This is a genomic window from Arthrobacter sp. MPF02 (genome assembly GCF_046605375.1).
In the GTDB taxonomy this organism is placed as follows: domain Bacteria; phylum Actinomycetota; class Actinomycetes; order Actinomycetales; family Micrococcaceae; genus Arthrobacter.
Map to the genome: position 1 here is coordinate 788848 of NZ_CP176772.1, position 17666 is coordinate 806513.

Annotated in this window: 9 protein-coding genes and 2 tRNA genes; 4 read left to right on the forward strand and 7 right to left on the reverse strand. The window is 66.9% G+C overall.

Going from position 1 to position 17666, the window contains the following annotated elements; all coding sequences use genetic code 11:
* Positions 1-2: 2 nt before the first annotated feature.
* A complete protein-coding gene (locus tag ACLH0K_RS03850; RefSeq protein WP_411375532.1) occupies positions 3-1421 on the reverse strand; it encodes a phosphomannomutase/phosphoglucomutase in 1419 nt (472 codons plus the stop codon).
* 138 nt (positions 1422-1559) lie between these two features.
* Here ACLH0K_RS03850 and ACLH0K_RS03855 point away from each other — a divergent pair, with 138 nt between their 5' ends.
* Positions 1560-3770: a RecQ family ATP-dependent DNA helicase gene (locus ACLH0K_RS03855; protein ID WP_411375533.1), complete on the forward strand. Its 2211-nt coding sequence runs from the start codon at positions 1560-1562 to the stop codon at positions 3768-3770.
* Here the strand turns inward: ACLH0K_RS03855 and ACLH0K_RS03860 are convergent.
* The 3 genes from ACLH0K_RS03860 to ACLH0K_RS03870 all read right to left on the reverse strand — a co-directional run bounded on the left by ACLH0K_RS03860 (position 3694) and on the right by ACLH0K_RS03870 (position 7840).
* On the reverse strand, positions 3694-5175 hold the full coding sequence (locus ACLH0K_RS03860) for an MFS transporter (RefSeq protein WP_411375534.1): 1482 nt from the start codon (positions 5173-5175) through the stop codon (positions 3694-3696). The genes ACLH0K_RS03855 and ACLH0K_RS03860 overlap by 77 nt on opposite strands.
* Positions 5176-5300: 125 nt before the next feature.
* A tRNA-Ser gene (locus ACLH0K_RS03865) sits at positions 5301-5389 on the reverse strand.
* Positions 5390-5614: 225 nt separating this feature from the next.
* Complete coding sequence (locus ACLH0K_RS03870; protein WP_411375535.1) at positions 5615-7840, reverse strand: prolyl oligopeptidase family serine peptidase; 2226 nt, start codon at positions 7838-7840, stop codon at positions 5615-5617.
* Between the two features lie 65 nt (positions 7841-7905).
* Between ACLH0K_RS03870 and ACLH0K_RS03875 the strand changes: the two genes are divergently transcribed.
* Positions 7906-9846 carry an FAD/NAD(P)-binding protein gene (locus ACLH0K_RS03875; RefSeq protein WP_411375536.1) on the forward strand — a complete coding sequence of 647 codons (1941 nt, stop codon included), beginning with the start codon at positions 7906-7908 and terminating at the stop codon, positions 9844-9846.
* A 65-nt stretch (positions 9847-9911) separates the two neighbouring features.
* On the opposite strand, the gene ACLH0K_RS03880 is transcribed toward ACLH0K_RS03875, so the two are convergent.
* The 3 genes from ACLH0K_RS03880 to ACLH0K_RS03890 all read right to left on the reverse strand — a co-directional run bounded on the left by ACLH0K_RS03880 (position 9912) and on the right by ACLH0K_RS03890 (position 15837).
* Positions 9912-14447, reverse strand: a complete 4536-nt coding sequence (locus ACLH0K_RS03880) for an ExeM/NucH family extracellular endonuclease (protein WP_411375537.1) — start codon at positions 14445-14447, stop codon at positions 9912-9914.
* Positions 14448-14810: 363 nt separating this feature from the next.
* Positions 14811-15602, reverse strand: coding sequence for a VOC family protein (locus ACLH0K_RS03885; RefSeq protein ID WP_411375538.1), 792 nt, complete (start codon positions 15600-15602; stop codon positions 14811-14813).
* A gap of 147 nt (positions 15603-15749) precedes the next feature.
* A tRNA-Ser gene (locus tag ACLH0K_RS03890) sits at positions 15750-15837 on the reverse strand.
* Positions 15838-15944: 107 nt separating this feature from the next.
* Between ACLH0K_RS03890 and ACLH0K_RS03895 the strand changes: the two genes are divergently transcribed.
* Together ACLH0K_RS03895 and ACLH0K_RS03900 are read left to right on the forward strand one after the other, a co-directional pair.
* Positions 15945-16928: an NAD(P)H-quinone oxidoreductase gene (locus ACLH0K_RS03895; protein WP_411375539.1), complete on the forward strand. Its 984-nt coding sequence runs from the start codon at positions 15945-15947 to the stop codon at positions 16926-16928.
* Positions 16929-16947: 19 nt separating this feature from the next.
* Positions 16948-17556 (forward strand): PadR family transcriptional regulator, encoded by a 609-nt coding sequence (locus ACLH0K_RS03900; RefSeq protein WP_411375540.1) that lies wholly within the window; start codon positions 16948-16950, stop codon positions 17554-17556.
* The last annotated feature ends 110 nt before the right edge of the window (positions 17557-17666 follow it).

The window sequence follows — 17666 nt, forward strand, 5'->3', positions numbered from 1 at the left end:
GCCTAGGCCCGGACCAGTGCCAGGACGCGGTCGCGGATCCGTTCCATGGTGGCGCGGTCCGTGGCCTCCGCATTAAGGCGGAGGAACGGCTCGGTGTTGGACGGGCGCAGGTTGAACCAGTAGCTGCCGTCCTTGGCCGTGAACGTGCTGCCGTCCATGGTGTCAATGGTGATGTCCTCGCCGGCAAAGGCTTCCCGTACGCGCTCGACGGCGGCCGGCTTGTCGTCCACCTCGGAATTGATCTCCCCGGAGCTGACGTAGGGCTCGTACTCGCGGGCGAGCCCGGACAACGGGCCGTCTTGCTCGCCCAGGGCAGCCAGGACGTGCATCGCGGCCAGCATGCCGGTGTCGGCGTTCCAGAAGTCACGGAAATAGAAGTGGGCCGAGTGCTCGCCGCCGAACACCGCCCCCTCCTTGGCCATGACTGCCTTGATGAAGGAGTGGCCGACGCGCGTGCGGACTGCCCGGCCGCCGTCGTGCTCTACCAGCTCGGCGACGGCGCGCGAGCAGAGAAGGTTGTGGATGATCGTGGGGGTGGTTTCGCCCTGGGCCTTTGCGCGGGCGATTTCGCGGCGCGCCACCATGCCCGTGATGGCCGACGGCGACACGGGCTCGCCCTTTTCATCAACAACAAAGCAGCGGTCGGCGTCGCCGTCGAAAGCCAGTCCGATGTCCGCGCCGTGCTTGATCACCGCAGCCTGCAGGTCGCGGAGGTTTTCAGGTTCAAGCGGGTTGGCGGGGTGGTTGGGGAAGGAACCATCCAGTTCGAAGTACAGAGGGATGATGTCGAACGGAAGCTTGGGCAGCAGTGCGTCGCCCAGGACCGCGGGTGTGGTGAGGCCGGCCATGCCGTTGCCGGCGTCCACCACGACCTTGAGCGGGCGGGAGCCGGACAGGTCAACGAGCTTGCGGAGGTACTCCGCGTAGTCCTTGAGTACATCGCGGACACTGATCAGGCCGCGGCTGGCGGCTTCCGGGATGGTGCCGCTGTTGAGGTACTGCTCGGCGAGGGCCTGGATATCTTTGAGGCCGGTCTCGGAGGAGATGGGGACGGCGCCGGCCTTGGACATCTTGATGCCGTTGTAGCCGGCCGGGTTGTGACTGGCCGTGAAAGTGGCGCCGGCGCGGTTCAAAAAGCCGCACGCGAAGTACAGTTCGTCAGTTGAAATCAGGTCCAGCAGCTCGACATTTGCGCCGCGGGCTGATGCGCCGTTGGCGAAGGCCTTGCTGAATTCGGGGGAGGACGGACGCATGTCCCCGCCCACCAGGATGGTTTCGCCTTCGAGCTGCAGGACATCCACGAACGCTGCCCCCACGGCTTCGACGATTTCGGCGGTAATGGATTCGCCCACAATGCCGCGGACATCGTACGCCTTGAAGGATGCCGAGAGATCAAAAGTCGTTGTCTGTTCGCTAGTCACGGGCTTTATCTTACGGGCAAGCCGGTACTCCGGTGTGGCGGCGTCCAGCGACATGTGGGAAACGCCGTGGATCCGGGGAGTTTCCACATATGGGACCGGAGGATGCCCGCTGTCGGAGGCGGCTGGGATACTGAACCAATGGTCGATAACCAGCATGCAGCCAGCCTGACCGACGCACCTCCTTCACCCGGCACGGCGTCCGCGGCTTCCGGTACCGGTTCAGCCACACACCGCCAGGCACTGGATGTTCTCCGCGAACTGGTGGGACATCCCGGGGCGGATTTCCACGAGGGGCAGTTTGAAGCCATCGAGGCACTGGTCGACGGCGGGCGACGGACCTTGGTGGTCCAGCGCACCGGCTGGGGAAAATCGGCCGTGTACTTTGTCGCGTCCCTGCTCCTGCGCCGGCGGGGCGCCGGTCCAACGCTGATTGTCTCGCCCCTGCTTGCCCTCATGCGGGACCAGGTGGCTGCCGCTGCGCGGGCCGGCGTCCGAGCGGTGGCCATCAATTCCGCCAACCAGCTGGAGTGGGACACCGTCCGCGAACAGCTGGCTGCGGACGAGGTGGACGTGCTGCTGGTGTCTCCCGAAAGGCTTACCAACCCTTCGTTCCGGGAGAACCAGCTGCCCGAACTGATCCGGCGGACCGGACTGCTGGTCATCGACGAAGCGCACTGCATCTCCGACTGGGGGCACGACTTCCGGCCTGACTACCGCAGGATCGCTGACCTCATCACCCGGCTGCCTGAAGCGGTCCCCGTGCTTGCCACCACTGCCACGGCGAACTCCCGGGTGGTGCACGATATCGAGGAACAGCTGGGGGCCGGCGTCCTCACCATCCGCGGCGCCCTGGGCCGGGATTCGCTCCGGCTGGGGGTGCTGTCCCTTCCGGACTCCAGGCAGCGCCTGGGCTGGCTGCTGACACATCTGGCCGACCTTCCGGGGAGCGGCATCATCTACACCCTCACTGTGTCGGCCGCGGAAGACACCGCCCGGCTCCTGTCCGAAGCCGGACACCAGGTACTGTCCTACACCGGCCGGACCGATCCTGCGGACAGGGAACGCGCGGAGCAACTGCTGAAGGACAACCAGGTGAAGGCGCTGGTGGCCACCTCGGCACTGGGCATGGGGTTCGACAAACCGGACCTCGGCTTCGTGGTCCACCTGGGCGCGCCCTCGTCACCCGTGGCCTACTATCAGCAGGTGGGGCGCGCGGGCCGCGGCGCCGCCAACGCGGATGTCCTGCTCCTTCCCGGCTCCGAGGACCGGGAAATCTGGCAGTACTTCGCCACTGCGTCCATGCCCTCCGAGGAAAAGGCAGCCGCCGTTCTCACCGCACTGGAAGAGGCCGGCACGGCCCTCTCCACCGTCGCCCTGGAAGCGCGTGTGGACCTCCGCCGGACCCCGCTCGAACTGCTGCTCAAGGTCCTTTCCGTGGACGGCGCCGTGGAGCGTGTGGGCGGCGGCTGGCGGTCCACCGGGCAGCCGTGGATCTACGATGCCGAACGGTACCAGCGGATCGCCCAGGCCCGGGTGGACGAGCAGGATTCCATGGTCATCTACCAGGACACGGCAGGGTGCCGGATGGAGTACATCACCTCGGTCCTGGACGATGAGACCGCGCACGCCTGCGGACGGTGCGACAACTGCGCCGGACGCTGGTTTCCGGTGGACGTGGCGGAGGATGCCACGGCAGCCGCCGGCCAGACGCTTAGCCGGGCCGGCGGCATCCTTGAACCGCGCCTGCAGTGGCCCAGCGGCATGAACCGCCTGGGCGTTCCGGTCAAGGGCAAGCTGAAGCCCGGTGAAGGCCTCGCGGAGGGCAGGATTCTGGCCAGGCTGACGGACCTGGGCTGGGGCGGTGCTTTGCGGGAACTCTTTGCCGCCGGCGCCGGGGACCGGCCCGTGGACCCGGGAATGCTGCAGGCGTGCGTCCAGGTGCTCCGTGAGTGGGGTGCCGGCGATTCACGTGCTGCGGGCTGGAGCGGCGCGGGAAGGCCGGCCGCCATCGTGAGTGTCCCGTCCCGGAGCAAACCTCAGCTGGTGGGCTCACTGGCCAGGGGCATCTCGGAGATCGGCCGCATCCCCTACCTCGGCGAGCTGCATCTTGCGCATGGGGGGCCCACGGGGAGCCGCGGCGGCAACAGTGCCTACCGGCTGGCCGGCGTCTGGGACCGGATCGTGGCCGGCCCCGAACTGGAAGCGGCACTGGCTTCAGCCCAAGGGCAAAGCGTGATGCTCATCGACGACCTGGCGGACAGCCGGTGGACGCTCACGGTCGCGGGCCGCGCCCTTCGGCAGGCCGGGGCTGGTGCCGTTCTTCCCCTCGTTCTTGCCCACGCCGGCTGACTTCCGCACCTGCGTCCCGCGGAAGGAGGAGGCTGTCCAGTGTGGCGGCCAGCATCAGCGCGGCCATGGCAAGGAACGCGCCCCGGAAGGGACCGGCAGCATCGCTTGGAAAAGCAGTCCACCCGTTGAAGAGCCGGATCAGCAGGGCTCCGACGGCGATTCCCGTGCCCGTGCCCAGCTGCACGAGCGTGGCAGAGACGGTGTTTGCTGATGTGAGCTGCCCCGGTGCGATGTCCGCGTACTGCACCGAGGCGTAGGCCGAGAATCCGATGGAGCGGAAGGCGCCGCTGCAGACGAGGAGGGCGAACGTCAACGCCTGGGGTGTTTCGGGGGTCAGGAGAGCGCAGCCGGCAAAAGTGGCAGCGGAGGCAAGGGACGCAAATACCAGCATTGCCTTGAAGCCAAAGCGCCGGATCAGCGGTGTGGTGGCCGGCTTGATGCCGATGTTTCCGATGAACACGGCAGCCACCATGATGCCGGCTTGGATGGGGGACCAGCCAAAGCCCGCCTGGAACATCAGGGGCAGCAGGAACGGCACGGAGCTGATGGTCAGCCGGTAAACGAACCCGCCCATTGCCATGGCCCGGAACGTGCGGGCGCTGAAGACATCAAGATCGAACAACGGATTCCTGGCACGGCGCATCCACAACACCGCGAACGCCAGGGCAGCAGCACCCGATGCCGCGCTGATTCCCGCCCATAGCGTGTCCGGATGAGCGCTGGCCAGTTCCAGGCCAACCACCAGGGCACCGACGCCGACCGTGGTGAGGAACAGCCCCGGCCAGTCCAAGCGGCGGCTCCGTTCACCCGGCGAGTACGGCACCAGCCGCAAAGCTGCCAGGAAGGCGGCCGCACCGAGGGGCAGGTTGATCAGGAAGATCCAGCGCCAGGATAGGTATGTGGTCAGCGCACCGCCCACCAGTGGAGCGAGGACCGGAGCCAGGAGTCCCGGCCACACGAGGAAGGCGGTGGCCCGGAGCAGTTCGGATTTGGGTGTTCCGCGCAACACTACCAAGGTTCCCACCGGGACCATCATGGCGCCTCCCGTGCCTTGGGCGATGCGGCTCAGGGTCAGCATGGTGAGGTCCTGGCTGAGCGAGCAGGCCAGTGACGCGGCTGTGAAGACGGCGATGGCAAGGCAAAAGACGCGCCTTGCCCCAAAGCGTTCGGCGAGCCAGCCGCTGATGGGGATGCCGACGGCCACGGTCAGCAGGTACGCCGTCATGGTGATGTTGACGTCGGCGGCCGGGACGCCAAAATCCCCGGAAATACTGGGGATGGCGGTGGTGAGGACGGTCCCGTCCAGGAATTCCATGAAAAACGTTGCCGCGACCAGCAGGGCAAGGCGCGGGTTCCACACCTGCGTGGTGCTTTCCGTACTGCCGGCGGGGGTGCTTGGTGCCATTCGAATATCGTGCCACCGCAGCAACGCGGCGGCAGGGTGGCGTCCGTTACCCGGACAGGTTTAGTGCAGGGGAGCCGCGCACCCGGATACGCAAAAGGCCCCGGTCCGAAAACCGGGGCCAAACGCGGAGACGGGGGGATTTGAACCCCCGGTCGAGTTTAACCCCGACCCTTCATTAGCAGTGAAGTCCATTCGGCCGCTCTGGCACGTCTCCAGTTGCTATTCCTAGCCCACCAAGGATACGCAGATCCGGGCATTCTGTGCAAAACGGCACGATCCGTTCCTGAGGCGCGCCAGATGCCGGGCACCGATCAGGAAGTATGCTGCGCCGGGCGGACCATGCGGATCTTACGAGGGTTCTCCCACGCGGCAAGAACGTCCTGGGCGCCGAGCCGTTCCGCATCGGTTGCAGCCGCGCGCCGCACCGATAGTTCCGGCATCACAAGTTCCCGTCCGCCAGTGCCTTCCACAGGAAATGCTGGCTGCGGGCCTGCAGCGCTGCGGCCTGCCGGTTGTCCGAGGCACCGGCGTGGCCGCCCTCCAATGCCTCATGGAACCAGACATTGCGGATGCCCATTGCCAGCATGCGCGCGGCCATCTTGCGGGCCTGAACGGGTCCCACCCTGTCGTCCGAGGTGGCCGTCCAAATGAAGGTGTTGGGGTAATCCACGCCGTCCCGAAGCAGGTGGTACGGGGAGAAGGTCCGGATGTACTCCCACTGCTCGGGCACGTCCGGGTCGCCGTACTCGGCAATCCAGGAGTGGCCGGCGGACAGCTTGGTGTACCGGCGCATGTCCAGGAGCGGAACGCCGCAGGAGACGGCGCCGAAAAGCTCCGGGTACTGCGTCAGCATGTTGCCCACCAGCAGGCCGCCGTTGGACCCGCCCACACAGCCCAGCCGCTCCCGCGAGGTGACTCCGCGGTTGATGAGGTCCCGGGCCACGGCGGCGAAGTCCTGGTACGCCTTGTGCCGGTTTTCCTTCAGCGCGGCCCGGTGCCAGGACGGCCCGTACTCACCGCCGCCGCGGATGTTCGCCACCACGTAGACACCGCCGCGGGAGTGCGTGCCCCCACCGTCATTGCCGGGGATGCCGGCGGTCCGGCGTTCCAGCCACGCCCTGCCCACGGTGCCGCTGTAGGCGGGAGTGCGGGAAATTTCGAAGCCGCCGTAGCCGGACAGCTGGGTGGGGTTTTGCCCGTCCAGGGGCAGGTTCCGGGCGGCCACCTGGAAGTACGGGACGCGCGTGCCGTCGTCGGAGGTGGCGAAATGCTGCTGCACCTCATAGTCGCTGTCGGCAAAGAACGACGGCGAGGCCTTCACCACCGCATGCCGGCTCCCCACGCCGGGGACCGCGCCGTCGTTATGGTTGGGTTCCAGCGTTCCCCGCATCAGGGTGCTCGGCGTGGTGAAGCCCGTGGCGACCAGCCAGAAGTCGTTGCCTGCACCGCCGTCGGCTGCTGACTCGTCCTCATCGTCCACCGCGTACGCGTTGACGTCGTGCAGGGGCGGGCACGCGTCCAGGGGAGTCGACGCCCAGGCGCCGTCCGGACCTTCCGCGGACCGGGACGGGTCCAGGACCCGGATCTCTGACGAGACGTCCTTGAGGAGGTTCAGGAGCAGGAAGTTCCGCGTCCAGCTCCAGGACTGCAGGGAGGTGCGGGCGTCCGGCGTGAACAGGACCGCGAGGTCCCGGCCGCCGGAAAGGTAGTCCTCGAAGCCCGCGGCCAGCAGCGAGCCGGCCGGGTAGGTGGTGCCGTCCAGCACCCAGTCCTGCTGCGGACGGAACAACAGCCACTCACGGTGCGCGCTGACGTTGACGTCGGTGGGGACGTCAATAGCCACCCAGGAGCCGTCCCGCAGCACCAGGTTGGTCCGGTTGAAGAAATCGATGTAGTCCACGGCAAAGGTGCGCTCGAAGCCCGGAGTGGAATCGTGGGCAACCACCGCCATCATGTGGTCCTCGGGGACCTCGAACAGCCGGGGAGCGGCGATGAGGCTTTCACCGCGCTTCAGGGTGACCGCGGTCCGCGCATAGGAGGAGGCCGTCCTAGGCAGCCCGTCCGCGGTGGAAGCTACCAGCAGCGTGTCCGCATCCAGCCACGACACATTGCCCTTTGCCGTCGGCAGGTCGAAACCCCCACCCGCAGGGTCAACGAAGGCCCGGGCCTCAACGTCGTATTCCCGGTACCGGTTGGCGTCACCGCCGTCGGGGGAGAGCGCCAGCAGGGCCAGCCGGTACGGTTCGCCGGCAGGCGGGCGGAGGAACGTGGCGCCGTGGAACACCCACTCCTCACCTTCGGCGGCGGCCAGCGCGTCCACGTCGAGCAGGACCTCCCACTCAGGGGAGTCAGTGCAGTAGCTCTCCCACGTGGTGCGGCGCCACAGGCCCTTGGGGTTTTGCTGGTCCTTCCAGAAGTTGTAGTACCAATCCCCTCGTTTTCCCACCATCGGAATCCTGTCCGTGGAGTCGAGCACCTCCAGGATGCTGCCCTCGAGTTCCGCGTAGGCGGCGTCCTCCAGCAGGCTCTCGGTACGGGCGTTCTGCTCTTTCACCCAGGCGAGCTGCTCTTCGCCGTAGATGTCCTCAAGCCAAACATTCTCATCGGTGGGCTCGGGCGCGATAGCGGCAGGAGCGCGTCCTGAATCAGCTGCAGTGGTGGTCATCCGCCCATCCAAACAACATCGGTGCCGGCGGGCAAGTCACGTGATCAGCCCGTACTCTGGATGCCGTGGAAAATACGCAGAGCATCCGGACCGCCATCATCGGGGCCGGTCCCCGCGGCACCAGCGTGCTGGAACGGCTGCTCGCCCACGCCGCTGCCCGCAACGCTTCCGCCGGCCGCGCCCTCCGGCTCCACATCGACGTCGTTGATCCTTATCCGGCCGGCCCGGGGCACGTCTGGCAGCCCGGGCAGTCGCGGCTGTACCTGATGAACACCCAGTCGTTCTACCCCACGCTGGTTCCGGAGGACCCCTCCCTGCCGCCGCCGCTGGCCGGCACCTCCTTTGACCAGTGGCGGGACCGGCAGCTGCACCACCCGCTGCCCTCCCTCAGCGAAGATGAGCGCGCGGAGCTCGCCGTCCTAGGACCCAACGACTTCCCCAGCCGGGCCCTCTACGGCAGGTACCTGCGCTCCACCCTGGAGGAGGTGCTGGCCAAGGCGCCCGACGGCGTCACGATCGACTTCCACGAAACGTCCGCTGTGTCCGTACGCCCGGCAGGAGACGGCTTGTACGACGTCGGCCTGGCAACCGGGGGGTTGCTCCGCACCGGGTCCGTGGTCCTGGCGCTGGGACACATTCCGTCGCGGCTGAATTCCGAACAGCGGGAACTGCAGGCCGCGGCGAAGCAGCTTGGCCTGCTGTACCTGCCGCCGGCGGTTCCCGCGGACGTCGACTGGTCCCGGATTCCGGCGGGCGAACCGGTGCTGGTCCGCGGCATGGGGCTGAATTTCTTCGACACCATGGTTGCGCTCACCGAGGGCCGCGGCGGGAAGTTCGTCCCGAACGGCGGGCGGTTGGAGTACGAACCGTCCGGCCAGGAGCCTTTGATCATCGCGGCGTCCCGGCGGGGCACCCCGTACCGGGCGAAGGCGTCGACGGAAGGCTACTACCCGGCGTCAATCAGCCTCCGGTACCTGACGGAGGACGCGCTGGACCGGTTCCGCAAAGCCGGGATCAAGCCGGGCTTCGACCACGACCTGTGGCCCCTGCTGCAGCGCGACACCCTCTGGGCCTACTACTCCACCCTTGTGCGCTCGCAGCCAGCTGCCGTGCCGGACCGGGCGGCCTTCCTTGCGGCGCTCGAGGAAGCCCTGCACCCGCATACCCACAGTGCTGGCAACTGGGAGGACAGTGTGGAAAGTGTGCTGGCCATCCACGTTGGTCCGCGCCACCGGCTGGACCTTGCCGGGCTCGCCACCCCGCTGGCCGGCAGGTCCTTCGCCTCACGGGCGGAGCACGACGCCGCCGTGGTGGAGCACCTGCTGGATGACGCGCGGCGGTCCGCCCTGGGCGAGGACGACCCTCTCAAGATGGCCATTGGCGCACTCCACCACGGGCGGGCCGTGCTCAAAACCGCAGTGGCCGACGGCGGCATCACCGACGAGTCGTGGGTCGCCGGGCTGCGTGGCTGGTTCGAGTCGTTCGTGGAGGGCCTCGCCAGCGGGCCGCCGGCATTGCGTGCGGAGCAGCTGGCCGCGCTGGCGAGGGCCGGAGTTGTCAGCTTCGTGGGCCCGGATCCGAAGTTCGGTGTTGACCGCCGGAACCGGATGTTCACGGCGGCCTCGCCGTGGGTCGAGGGTCCCCCCGCTACCGCAGCCACCATGGTGGAAGCCCTGGCGCCCGGAAACCGGGTTTCGGCCAACGATTCGCCGCTCCTTGGGCAGTTGCTGGCGGACGGCGCAGTACGGCCGAAACTCATGATGACGGCGGAGGGAGCCCCGGTGCAATCCACCGGCCTGGACGTAGTGCCGCATCCGTACCGGCCCGTGGCCGCCAACGGGGCTGTCACCAAGGGGTTCTACGTGTTGGGGCTGCAGCTCTCGTCTGCTCAGTGGGGGACTGCGATCGCCGCCGAGGCCGTTCCGCGCAAGGGGCCGGTGTACCGGAGCGGGCAGCGCACGCTCCGCGACGCTGACGAAATAGCTGCGGCCATCCTCGCCTCCTGACGCACATAAAGAAGGTGCCCCTTCTGGCCGGACAGCCGGGAGGGGCACCTCTTTGTGTTTCTGGTCTACCTGTTCGCCTTCAGGCAGGCACGGTAGGCGGCCATGGCCTGGCCGTAGTTGCCCTGGCCCTTGACTTCCGCGGCGCGTCCGGGTTTGGCGGGCTGCACGCAGGCGGGCGGCTCCGGAGTGGCTGCCGTTACCTGGACAGCAACCCTGACAGTGGTGCCGGATTCGACGGCGGTAAGCACCAGCGTGCCCGTGCCGGCTGCGGCACCCGCCGGGACAGCAAGGTTCACGCTGGCTGCCCCGCCGGCTGCCGGAACGGTACCCAGCTCCGTGGCGGTGCCGGCAGCATCCGTGAACACAGCCGTGAGCGCCGTGTTGACCGGGCTGCCCAGGGACGTGAGGTCCAGCTTTGAGACAGCGAGGGTTACCGGCTCACCGGGCTTGACCCCGACGGCGGTGGTATTGGTGACCGCCACGGAACGCCGGGCGAAATCCGGTGAGACGGGGCTGCTGTCCTGCAGGAAGCTGATCCACGCATCCCGGTCCACCAGCCCGGAGTCCCGGGTGTTGGTGCCCTCGGTGAAGATCCGGAAGTTGTCCCCGCCAGTGGCCAGGAAGCTGAACGTGCCCACCCGGTAGGACTTGGCCGGATCCAGCGGCTCACCGTTCACCCATACAGAGGTTATGCGGTCACCGGCGGCGCGGGCGGCGTTGTAGGTGTAGTTCACGTTCTTCGACAAGCCCAGTTGGATGTACGCGCGGCTGGGCACCGTGCCGTCCGGGTTGGTCTGCCACTGCTGCTCCAGCAGCGTCTTGAACTGCGCTCCGGTAAGGGAGGTGGTCCAGAGGTTGTTCACGAACGGCAGCACCGCGTTGGCCTCGGCGTAGGTGATGGTGCCGTCCGGGGCGTAGTACAGCTCGTTCCGCAGTCCGCCTGCGTTGACCACGCCGATTTCCGCGCCGCCCAGTTCTGCCGGCTGCAGCGACGCCAATAGCGAGTCGGCCACCAGGTTGCCCAGGGTGGATTCGCTGCCGCGGTCGTCGCGCTTGGGGGTGCCTGCGGAATCCGTGGTGAACGCGGTGGTGATGTCCGCCGTTACGGAGCCCACCGGCTGGTTGCCGATCACCGCGGCGTCGGCCAGCGCCTTCTTCACGATGGCGTCGACGGCGGCAACACGGGGGTAGGCCGCAACCAGGTCCGCTGCAGGAGCGGTAGTGCGCTTGATGTTGCCGGCCTTGTACGCGCTCACCTGGCTGGTGGCGGTGTCCACCGTCAACTGGATCTGGCCCACATTCTCGCCGTAGTTGCCCGTCTGGACGATCGGACGGGTCTTGCCTTCGACGCCCGGCACCGGCGCGTCCCAGGCGTATTCCTTGTGGGTGTGGCCGGTGAAGATGGCGTCAACATCGGCGGAGGTTTCGGTGACCAGCCTGGCGAAGGGGCCGCCGGCTGCCACTTCTTCTTCCAAAGTGGCGCCTTCCACCACTCCCGAGCCGGCGCCGTCGTGGTTCACCACGATGGTGACGTCGGCGAGGTTCTCCGCGGTGATCTTCGCCGCGGCCCGGTTGATGGCGTCCACCGGATCGCCGAACTCGAGGTCGGCGATGCCGGCCGGGGTCACCAGGGAGGGGACCTCCTGGGTGACGGTGCCGATCACCGCCACCTTGATGCCGTTCATATCCAGGACCGTGTACTCGGGAAGTAGCGGCTCGGTGGTGCCCTTCCGGTACACGTTGGCTCCCAGGTAGGGGAACTGCGCGTTGGCTCCGCCGGCAGTGACCCGGTCGCGCAGGTCTGCCCATCCGCCGTCGAACTCGTGGTTGCCCACGGCGGACGCCTGGAGCTCCAGGGCGTTTAGCACGCCGATGGTGGGCTGGTCCTTGGCAACGGCGGAGGCGAACAGTGAGGCGCCGATGTTGTCACCCGCGGAGAGGAAGGCCGTTGCGCCCGGAGCCGCGGCAGCGCGCAGCTGCTCGATCGTCCCGGCGAACTGGACCGTGTTGGCGTCGATCCTGCCGTGGAAATCGTTGATTCCCAGGAAGTTGAGGTCGGCGGTGGCAGGTGCTGTGGACAGGTCCATGCCCACCACCACAGGATCGTGGTCGCTGGCGCGGAACTGGTCCGGTGCGTAGTAGTTGGTGGCGTTGTAGTTGTAGCGGCTGTACTCCAGTGCCACGGATTCCACTGAGTTGATGTTCCAGATGTCGGCGCCCGTCACCGCGGCATCCGCTGCCGGCGAAGCCAGGATGTGATCGAGCGAGCCGACCATTCCGCCGAACAGGTAGGAGTGCTTTGCCGAGCCGTCCGGGTTGCGCGCCTTCCCGTCCTGGTTGACGTACCCGGCGGCGGTCAGGACATTGATGGGGTCTTCCTTGGCGTAGGCGTTGAAGTCACCGATGAGGAATACCTTGTCGGTGCCTTTTTCCTCCTGCAGCCGGGCGGCAAATTCCAGCAACGACCTGGCCTGCGCGGTACGTGCGAGGTTGGAGGCGCCCTGGCCCTGGTCCGTGTCCTCCGGTGTTGCCGCCGATCCCTTGGACTTGAAGTGGTTGGCGATCGCGATGAATTCGGTCCCGGCACCGCCGCCGACGGGCTTGAACACCTGGGCCAGCGGCTTGCGGGCTGTGGCGAACGTGGTGGTGTCGTTATGGATGATGGACTCGCCCACGGGCTCGGCCACGCCCTTCTTGTAAATGAAGGCGGTGCGGATCATGTCCTCGTCGGCCAGCGGGGGCGCGTTGGCGGGCGAGCGGACATAGTCCCAGACTCCCGGCGTCGCCACGTTAAGGGCATCCACCAGCTTGGCCAGGGCGTCGTCGCGGTTCTTGCCGAACTGCGCGGAGTTTTCAATCTCCATCAGCGTGACAACGTCGGCGCCCGCCTTGGTGATGGCGGCAACGATCTTGGCCTGCTGCCGCTGAAAGTTCTCGGCATTGGCGGCACCGCGCGCGTCACAGCCGCCGCGCACCGTGACCGGGTTGCCCGCACGGTCCTCGTAGTAGGTGCAGCCGGAAAGCTGGTCACCGGTGGTGGGGAAGTAGTTGAGGACGTTGAAGGAAGCAATCTTCAGGTTGCCACCCACGGCGGCCGGAGCCTCCGTGCGGGTTCCGCCGAAAGCGGCAGGCTGGACGGTGGCCGCGTTGGCGGGTGTCAGGTGGGTGAGCGGCTGGAACTTCCAGGCGTTGTTGGCATAGCCCAGGACCACGTTGGTGGTGAACGTTGCCGGTGATCCCACACGGACCGGGTCCGTGGCGGTCAGGTACGGCAGGGGCAGGGCCTTGTTGGCGTCGCTGCCCAGGAAGTTGGTGCTGGAACCGTCGTCGAGCTTGATTCCGCGGTTCACATTGTCCTGCACGGCGGCGGCATGCCCGGCAGTGCCGAACGGCGCCACCGCAGTGGGCTGGACCAGGGGCGTGGTGCCGCCGGCCAGGCCAATTTCACCGTACTGGTTGAGGCTGTAGTTGTCCGTGACGGTCAGGGGGCCCTGCGGTGCCAGGAGCATCCCTTCCAGGGATTCCCGGAACGTTTCGTTGGCTGGCAGCGTAAAGGCCGTCGGCTTGACTTCGGGAGCAGCCTCGGCCAGTTTGGTCAGCCCGCAAGCGGCTCCAACGTTGAGCTGCGTCATGCCGTAGTACTCGGCCACGACTCCGGTGAGCTGGACAAAGTCGCCGATTTGGACAGAGGCGACAGTGGCGGGGGAGTAGACGAAGATGCCGTCCGACGCCGCAGGGTCGGTGGCCGTGAGGTCTCCGCCGGTACCGGCGGTCTGCACGTAGTAGCCGTTCAGTCCGCCGGTGGGAAAGACGGCGGTGACCTTGCCGGTGGTGGTTACCGTAGCGCCGGCCAGCGGGCTTACGGAGCCGGTGCCCTGGATCTCTGCGATGGTCTTGCCCACCGGGTCCGGCGTGGGCACGGGTTCCGGGGCGGTTCCGCCGGAGGGCGTTGGGGTGATGGTAGCGCTGAGCGTGAAGTCTGCGGCGTTGTTGTTGGTGTCCACCGCGTTCGTGCGGTTCAGGCTTTTGACGTCAGAGTTTCCGGACGGTGCTGGCGCAAGCTGCGTTTCGTAGGTGTTGGATGAGCCGTAGCCGAGGAGGTCGGCAACGCCCGCGGGTTCCACCTGAGAACCCGTGGAAAGCGCGACGGCGGCGGCCTGCCTGGCGAGGACGATGGTGCCGGTTGTGCCGCTCGGGTTGAGGGAAGTTACCAGGTCAGGCGCGGGCAAAGCGGCGCCGTTGGTGCCGTTGCTTCCGCCCTGCACCAGGTAGTGGCCCTTTGCCGGGATGGAGCCGGAGAGGGCGGCGACGCCCGTGGGCACGCCTGTGCCAGTGGCGGAACGGTACTGCAGGGACCAGCCGTCCAGGGACACCGGAGCGTCCGAGGTGTTGTAGAGCTCCACGAACTTGTTCCTGAAGGCGGCGCCGGAGCTGCCGCCACTCAGGTAGGCCTCGTTGATGACAACGGGTGAGGTTCCAGCCGCGGCTGAGACCACCGCGACTGTATCATCGGCTGCTGCCGGAAGTGCTGCCAGGGGTGCTGCGATAAGCCCCGCTGACAACGCTGTCCCCAGCGCCAGTTTCCAAGGTGATTGATGCATCCGCTCTTACTTTCAGAAGGGTGTCCCGGTAGGGGACCCGATGGAGTGTGCCCGGGTTGTACCAACGGACAGGTGGCCCGGATCCTGCTCCTGGTCAAGTGGTGTTCCGGCACATCACAACAGCGTTGAATGAACGCAAGGTGGCTAGTGCGTGCATTCGGCGGGACGCTCCCCAGCGAACGTGCTGCCCACCGGCCCGGAGCCCCCGTAGCCCGGTTCCAGTGACGCTATCGATGGAGATGGCGGCATGCAGGCTTCTGGGAGTATGCCGGCCATCACAAAGACTACCGGCCGGTAGCCTTGGGCTACGGCCGGTAGTCAGAAATTTTTCCGGTGCGGCTGCCTCGGGCAACGTAGGGCGGTTCAGGTGGTTTGTTCGTCCGCCGGTCCTGCAATGACCCTGAAGATTGCGCCGGTGGGATCCGCCAATTGTGCCACCCTCCCGAAGTCGGTGTCGGAGGGGCCGTCCTGCAGCTTTGCGCCCATGGCTGTGGCCCGTTCCACGGTGGCGTCCGTGTCCTCCACCGCAAAGTAGACCTGCCAGTGCGACGGGATCTCCGCGGGCAGGTAGCCTGAGGCGTCCATGATCCCGGCCTGGGCAGTCGTGCCCGAGCCCATTGTGGTGTAACGGAAGTCGGGGGCATCGCTCATGACTTCGGTCTCCCAGCCGAACACATCCTGGTAAAACTTGACGGCCGCGGCGTAGTCCTTGGCGTGGAGTTCGTGCCACGCGGCAGTTCCCGGCTCCCCGACGAGTTCGTAGCCCAGCATTTCCCGGGGTTGCCAGGCGCCGACGACCGCGCCGGTGGCGTCACCGAAGATAGCCATATGCCCCTGGTCCGGGACCTCCGTAGGCGGCATGTGGACCTGCCCGCCGTGGGTTTCCACCGCCTTCGCGGTGGCCGAAGCGTCGTCCACCCGAAGGTAGGTTGACCAGGCATCCGGCACGCCAGCCTGGGTCTCGTCCTTTTGCAGAAGCCCTGCAACCTGCTTGCCGTTCTTCCGGGCGGTCACGTAACCGCCGTACTTTTCCTCGTCGCCGGTCTCGTAGTCCCAGCCGAAGAGTTCGCCGTAGAAGCGCCGGGCTGCCGCAACGTCCGTAGACACCAGGTCGATCCAGCAGGGTGCGCCGGGGGTGGGTACAGGGCTGGGCATGGCGGTCTCCTCTTGGTATGCGCGGCAGGCTGTGGTGGCCTTGGGGATGGAACACCCCGACCCTATTGAGAGGGTCTGACACTTTCAAGAGGTGCCGGCATACGAAAAATCCCCTGCCGGCCAGCAGGCGGACAGGGGATTTCTGCGCGGAAGGTAAGAGATTCGAACTCTTGGTACGGGGTTACCGCACACTGGTTTTCAAGACCAGCTCCTTCGGCCGCTCGGACAACCTTCCTCAACTAGTAGTGTTTCATAGGCACTTGCCTGCAACAAAACAGGGCCCCGGGCACGTACGGGGCACACTGGTTGCAGGCAGTATTCAGTCAGGAACGGGAGTGGTCCATGAAAGCCGTCTACATTTCGGAACCGGGCGGCCCGGAGGTCCTGGAGGTCCGCGAGGCCGAGGTGCCGGTGCCCGGTCCCGGCGAGGTGCTGATCGACGTCGTGGCCGCGGGCCTGAACCGCGCGGACGTACAGCAGCGGCGTGGCTTCTACCCGCCGCCCGCCGGTGCCTCCGACATCCCGGGGCTGGAGGTGTCGGGCCGGATCGCCGGCTTTGGCCCGGGAGTCAGCAAGGCTTTTTCGCTTGGCGACAAGGTGGTGGCGCTCCTTGCCGGCGGCGGATACGCCCAGCAGGTGGCGGTGCCGGCCGAGCAGGTGCTGCGGGTCCCGGAAGGCGTGGACCTGGTGACGGCGGCTTCGCTCCCCGAGGTGTCCGCTACGGTTTACTCCAACCTGGTCATGACAGCCCAGCTGCAGCCGGGGGAGACAGTTTTGATCCACGGCGCTACGGGCGGCATCGGCACCATGGCCATCCAGCTTGCCAAGGCCTACGGCGCCAAGGTGGCCGCCACAGCAGGCACGGATGAGAAAGTCAGCACCGCTAAAGCCTTCCTTGGGGCAGATATTGCCATCAACTACACGGAGGAGGACTTCGCCGAGAGCCTTCGCCGGCAAAACGGCGGACACGGCGCGGACGTGATCCTCGACGTCGTTGGTGCCAAGTACCTGTCGCAGAACGTGGACGCGCTGGCTGACTACGGGCGGCTGGTGGTCATCGGGTTGCAGGGCGGTACCAAAGGCGAGCTCGATCTGGGCCAGCTCCTGAAGAAGCGGGCCGCGGTGGTGGCCACCGCGCTCCGGCCGCGCCCGGTGGAAGAAAAGGGCGCCATCATGAATGCCGTCCGGGACGCCGTATGGCCCCTGGTCAGCGACGGACGCATCCGCCCCCTGGTCGCCAAGACCTTCCCGCTGGACCAGGTCCAGGCCGCGCACCGCTACTTCGACAGCGGAGACCACGTGGGCAAGATCCTCCTGCTCATGTAAGACAGACCAAAGGAGCAGCATGTCCATCCGCCACAGCCTCCTCGCCCTGCTCCAGGACCAGCCGCGTTACGGCTACCAGTTGCGGGTCGAGTTCGAGAACCGGACAGGGTCAACCTGGCCGTTGAATATCGGCCAGGTGTACACCACACTTGACAGGTTGGAGCGGGACGGGCTGGTGGCCAGGAAGGGTGACGACGGCGAGGGCCACGTCATCTACAGCATCACTGACGAGGGCCGAGCCGAGGTGCAGGGATGGTTCGCCGCAACCGTGGAACGCAACAACCCGCCACGGAACGAACTGGCCATCAAGCTGGCGCTCGCCGTCACCCTGCCGGGAGTCGACGTGCAGGCAATCATCCAGGCCCAGCGCGTGGCTTCCATCAGGGCATTGCAGCACTATACGAAGGCCCGCCGCGATACTGCCGCCGGCCAGCGCAGCGGCGACACCGCCTGGCTCCTTGTCCTCGATTCACTCATTTTCCAGACGGAAGCAGAGGTCCGCTGGCTGGACCTCTGCGAGGCCAGGATGGTCCAGCAGGCCCAGTCGGCGGGGACAAACCCGGCCCGCAAGACGGTCAACGGGGTTCCGGAAGCCGCCGCACCGCTCAACGCGGACAGCCGCAGGTGAGCAGCCGGACGGCGTCGCTCGGCGCTGCCGGCTTGCCGTTTACCGCACGGCCGATGGGTGGGCAGCAAAACCCATCCCCATTGGAATCCGGCGTTGGTAAGGTGCCTTAG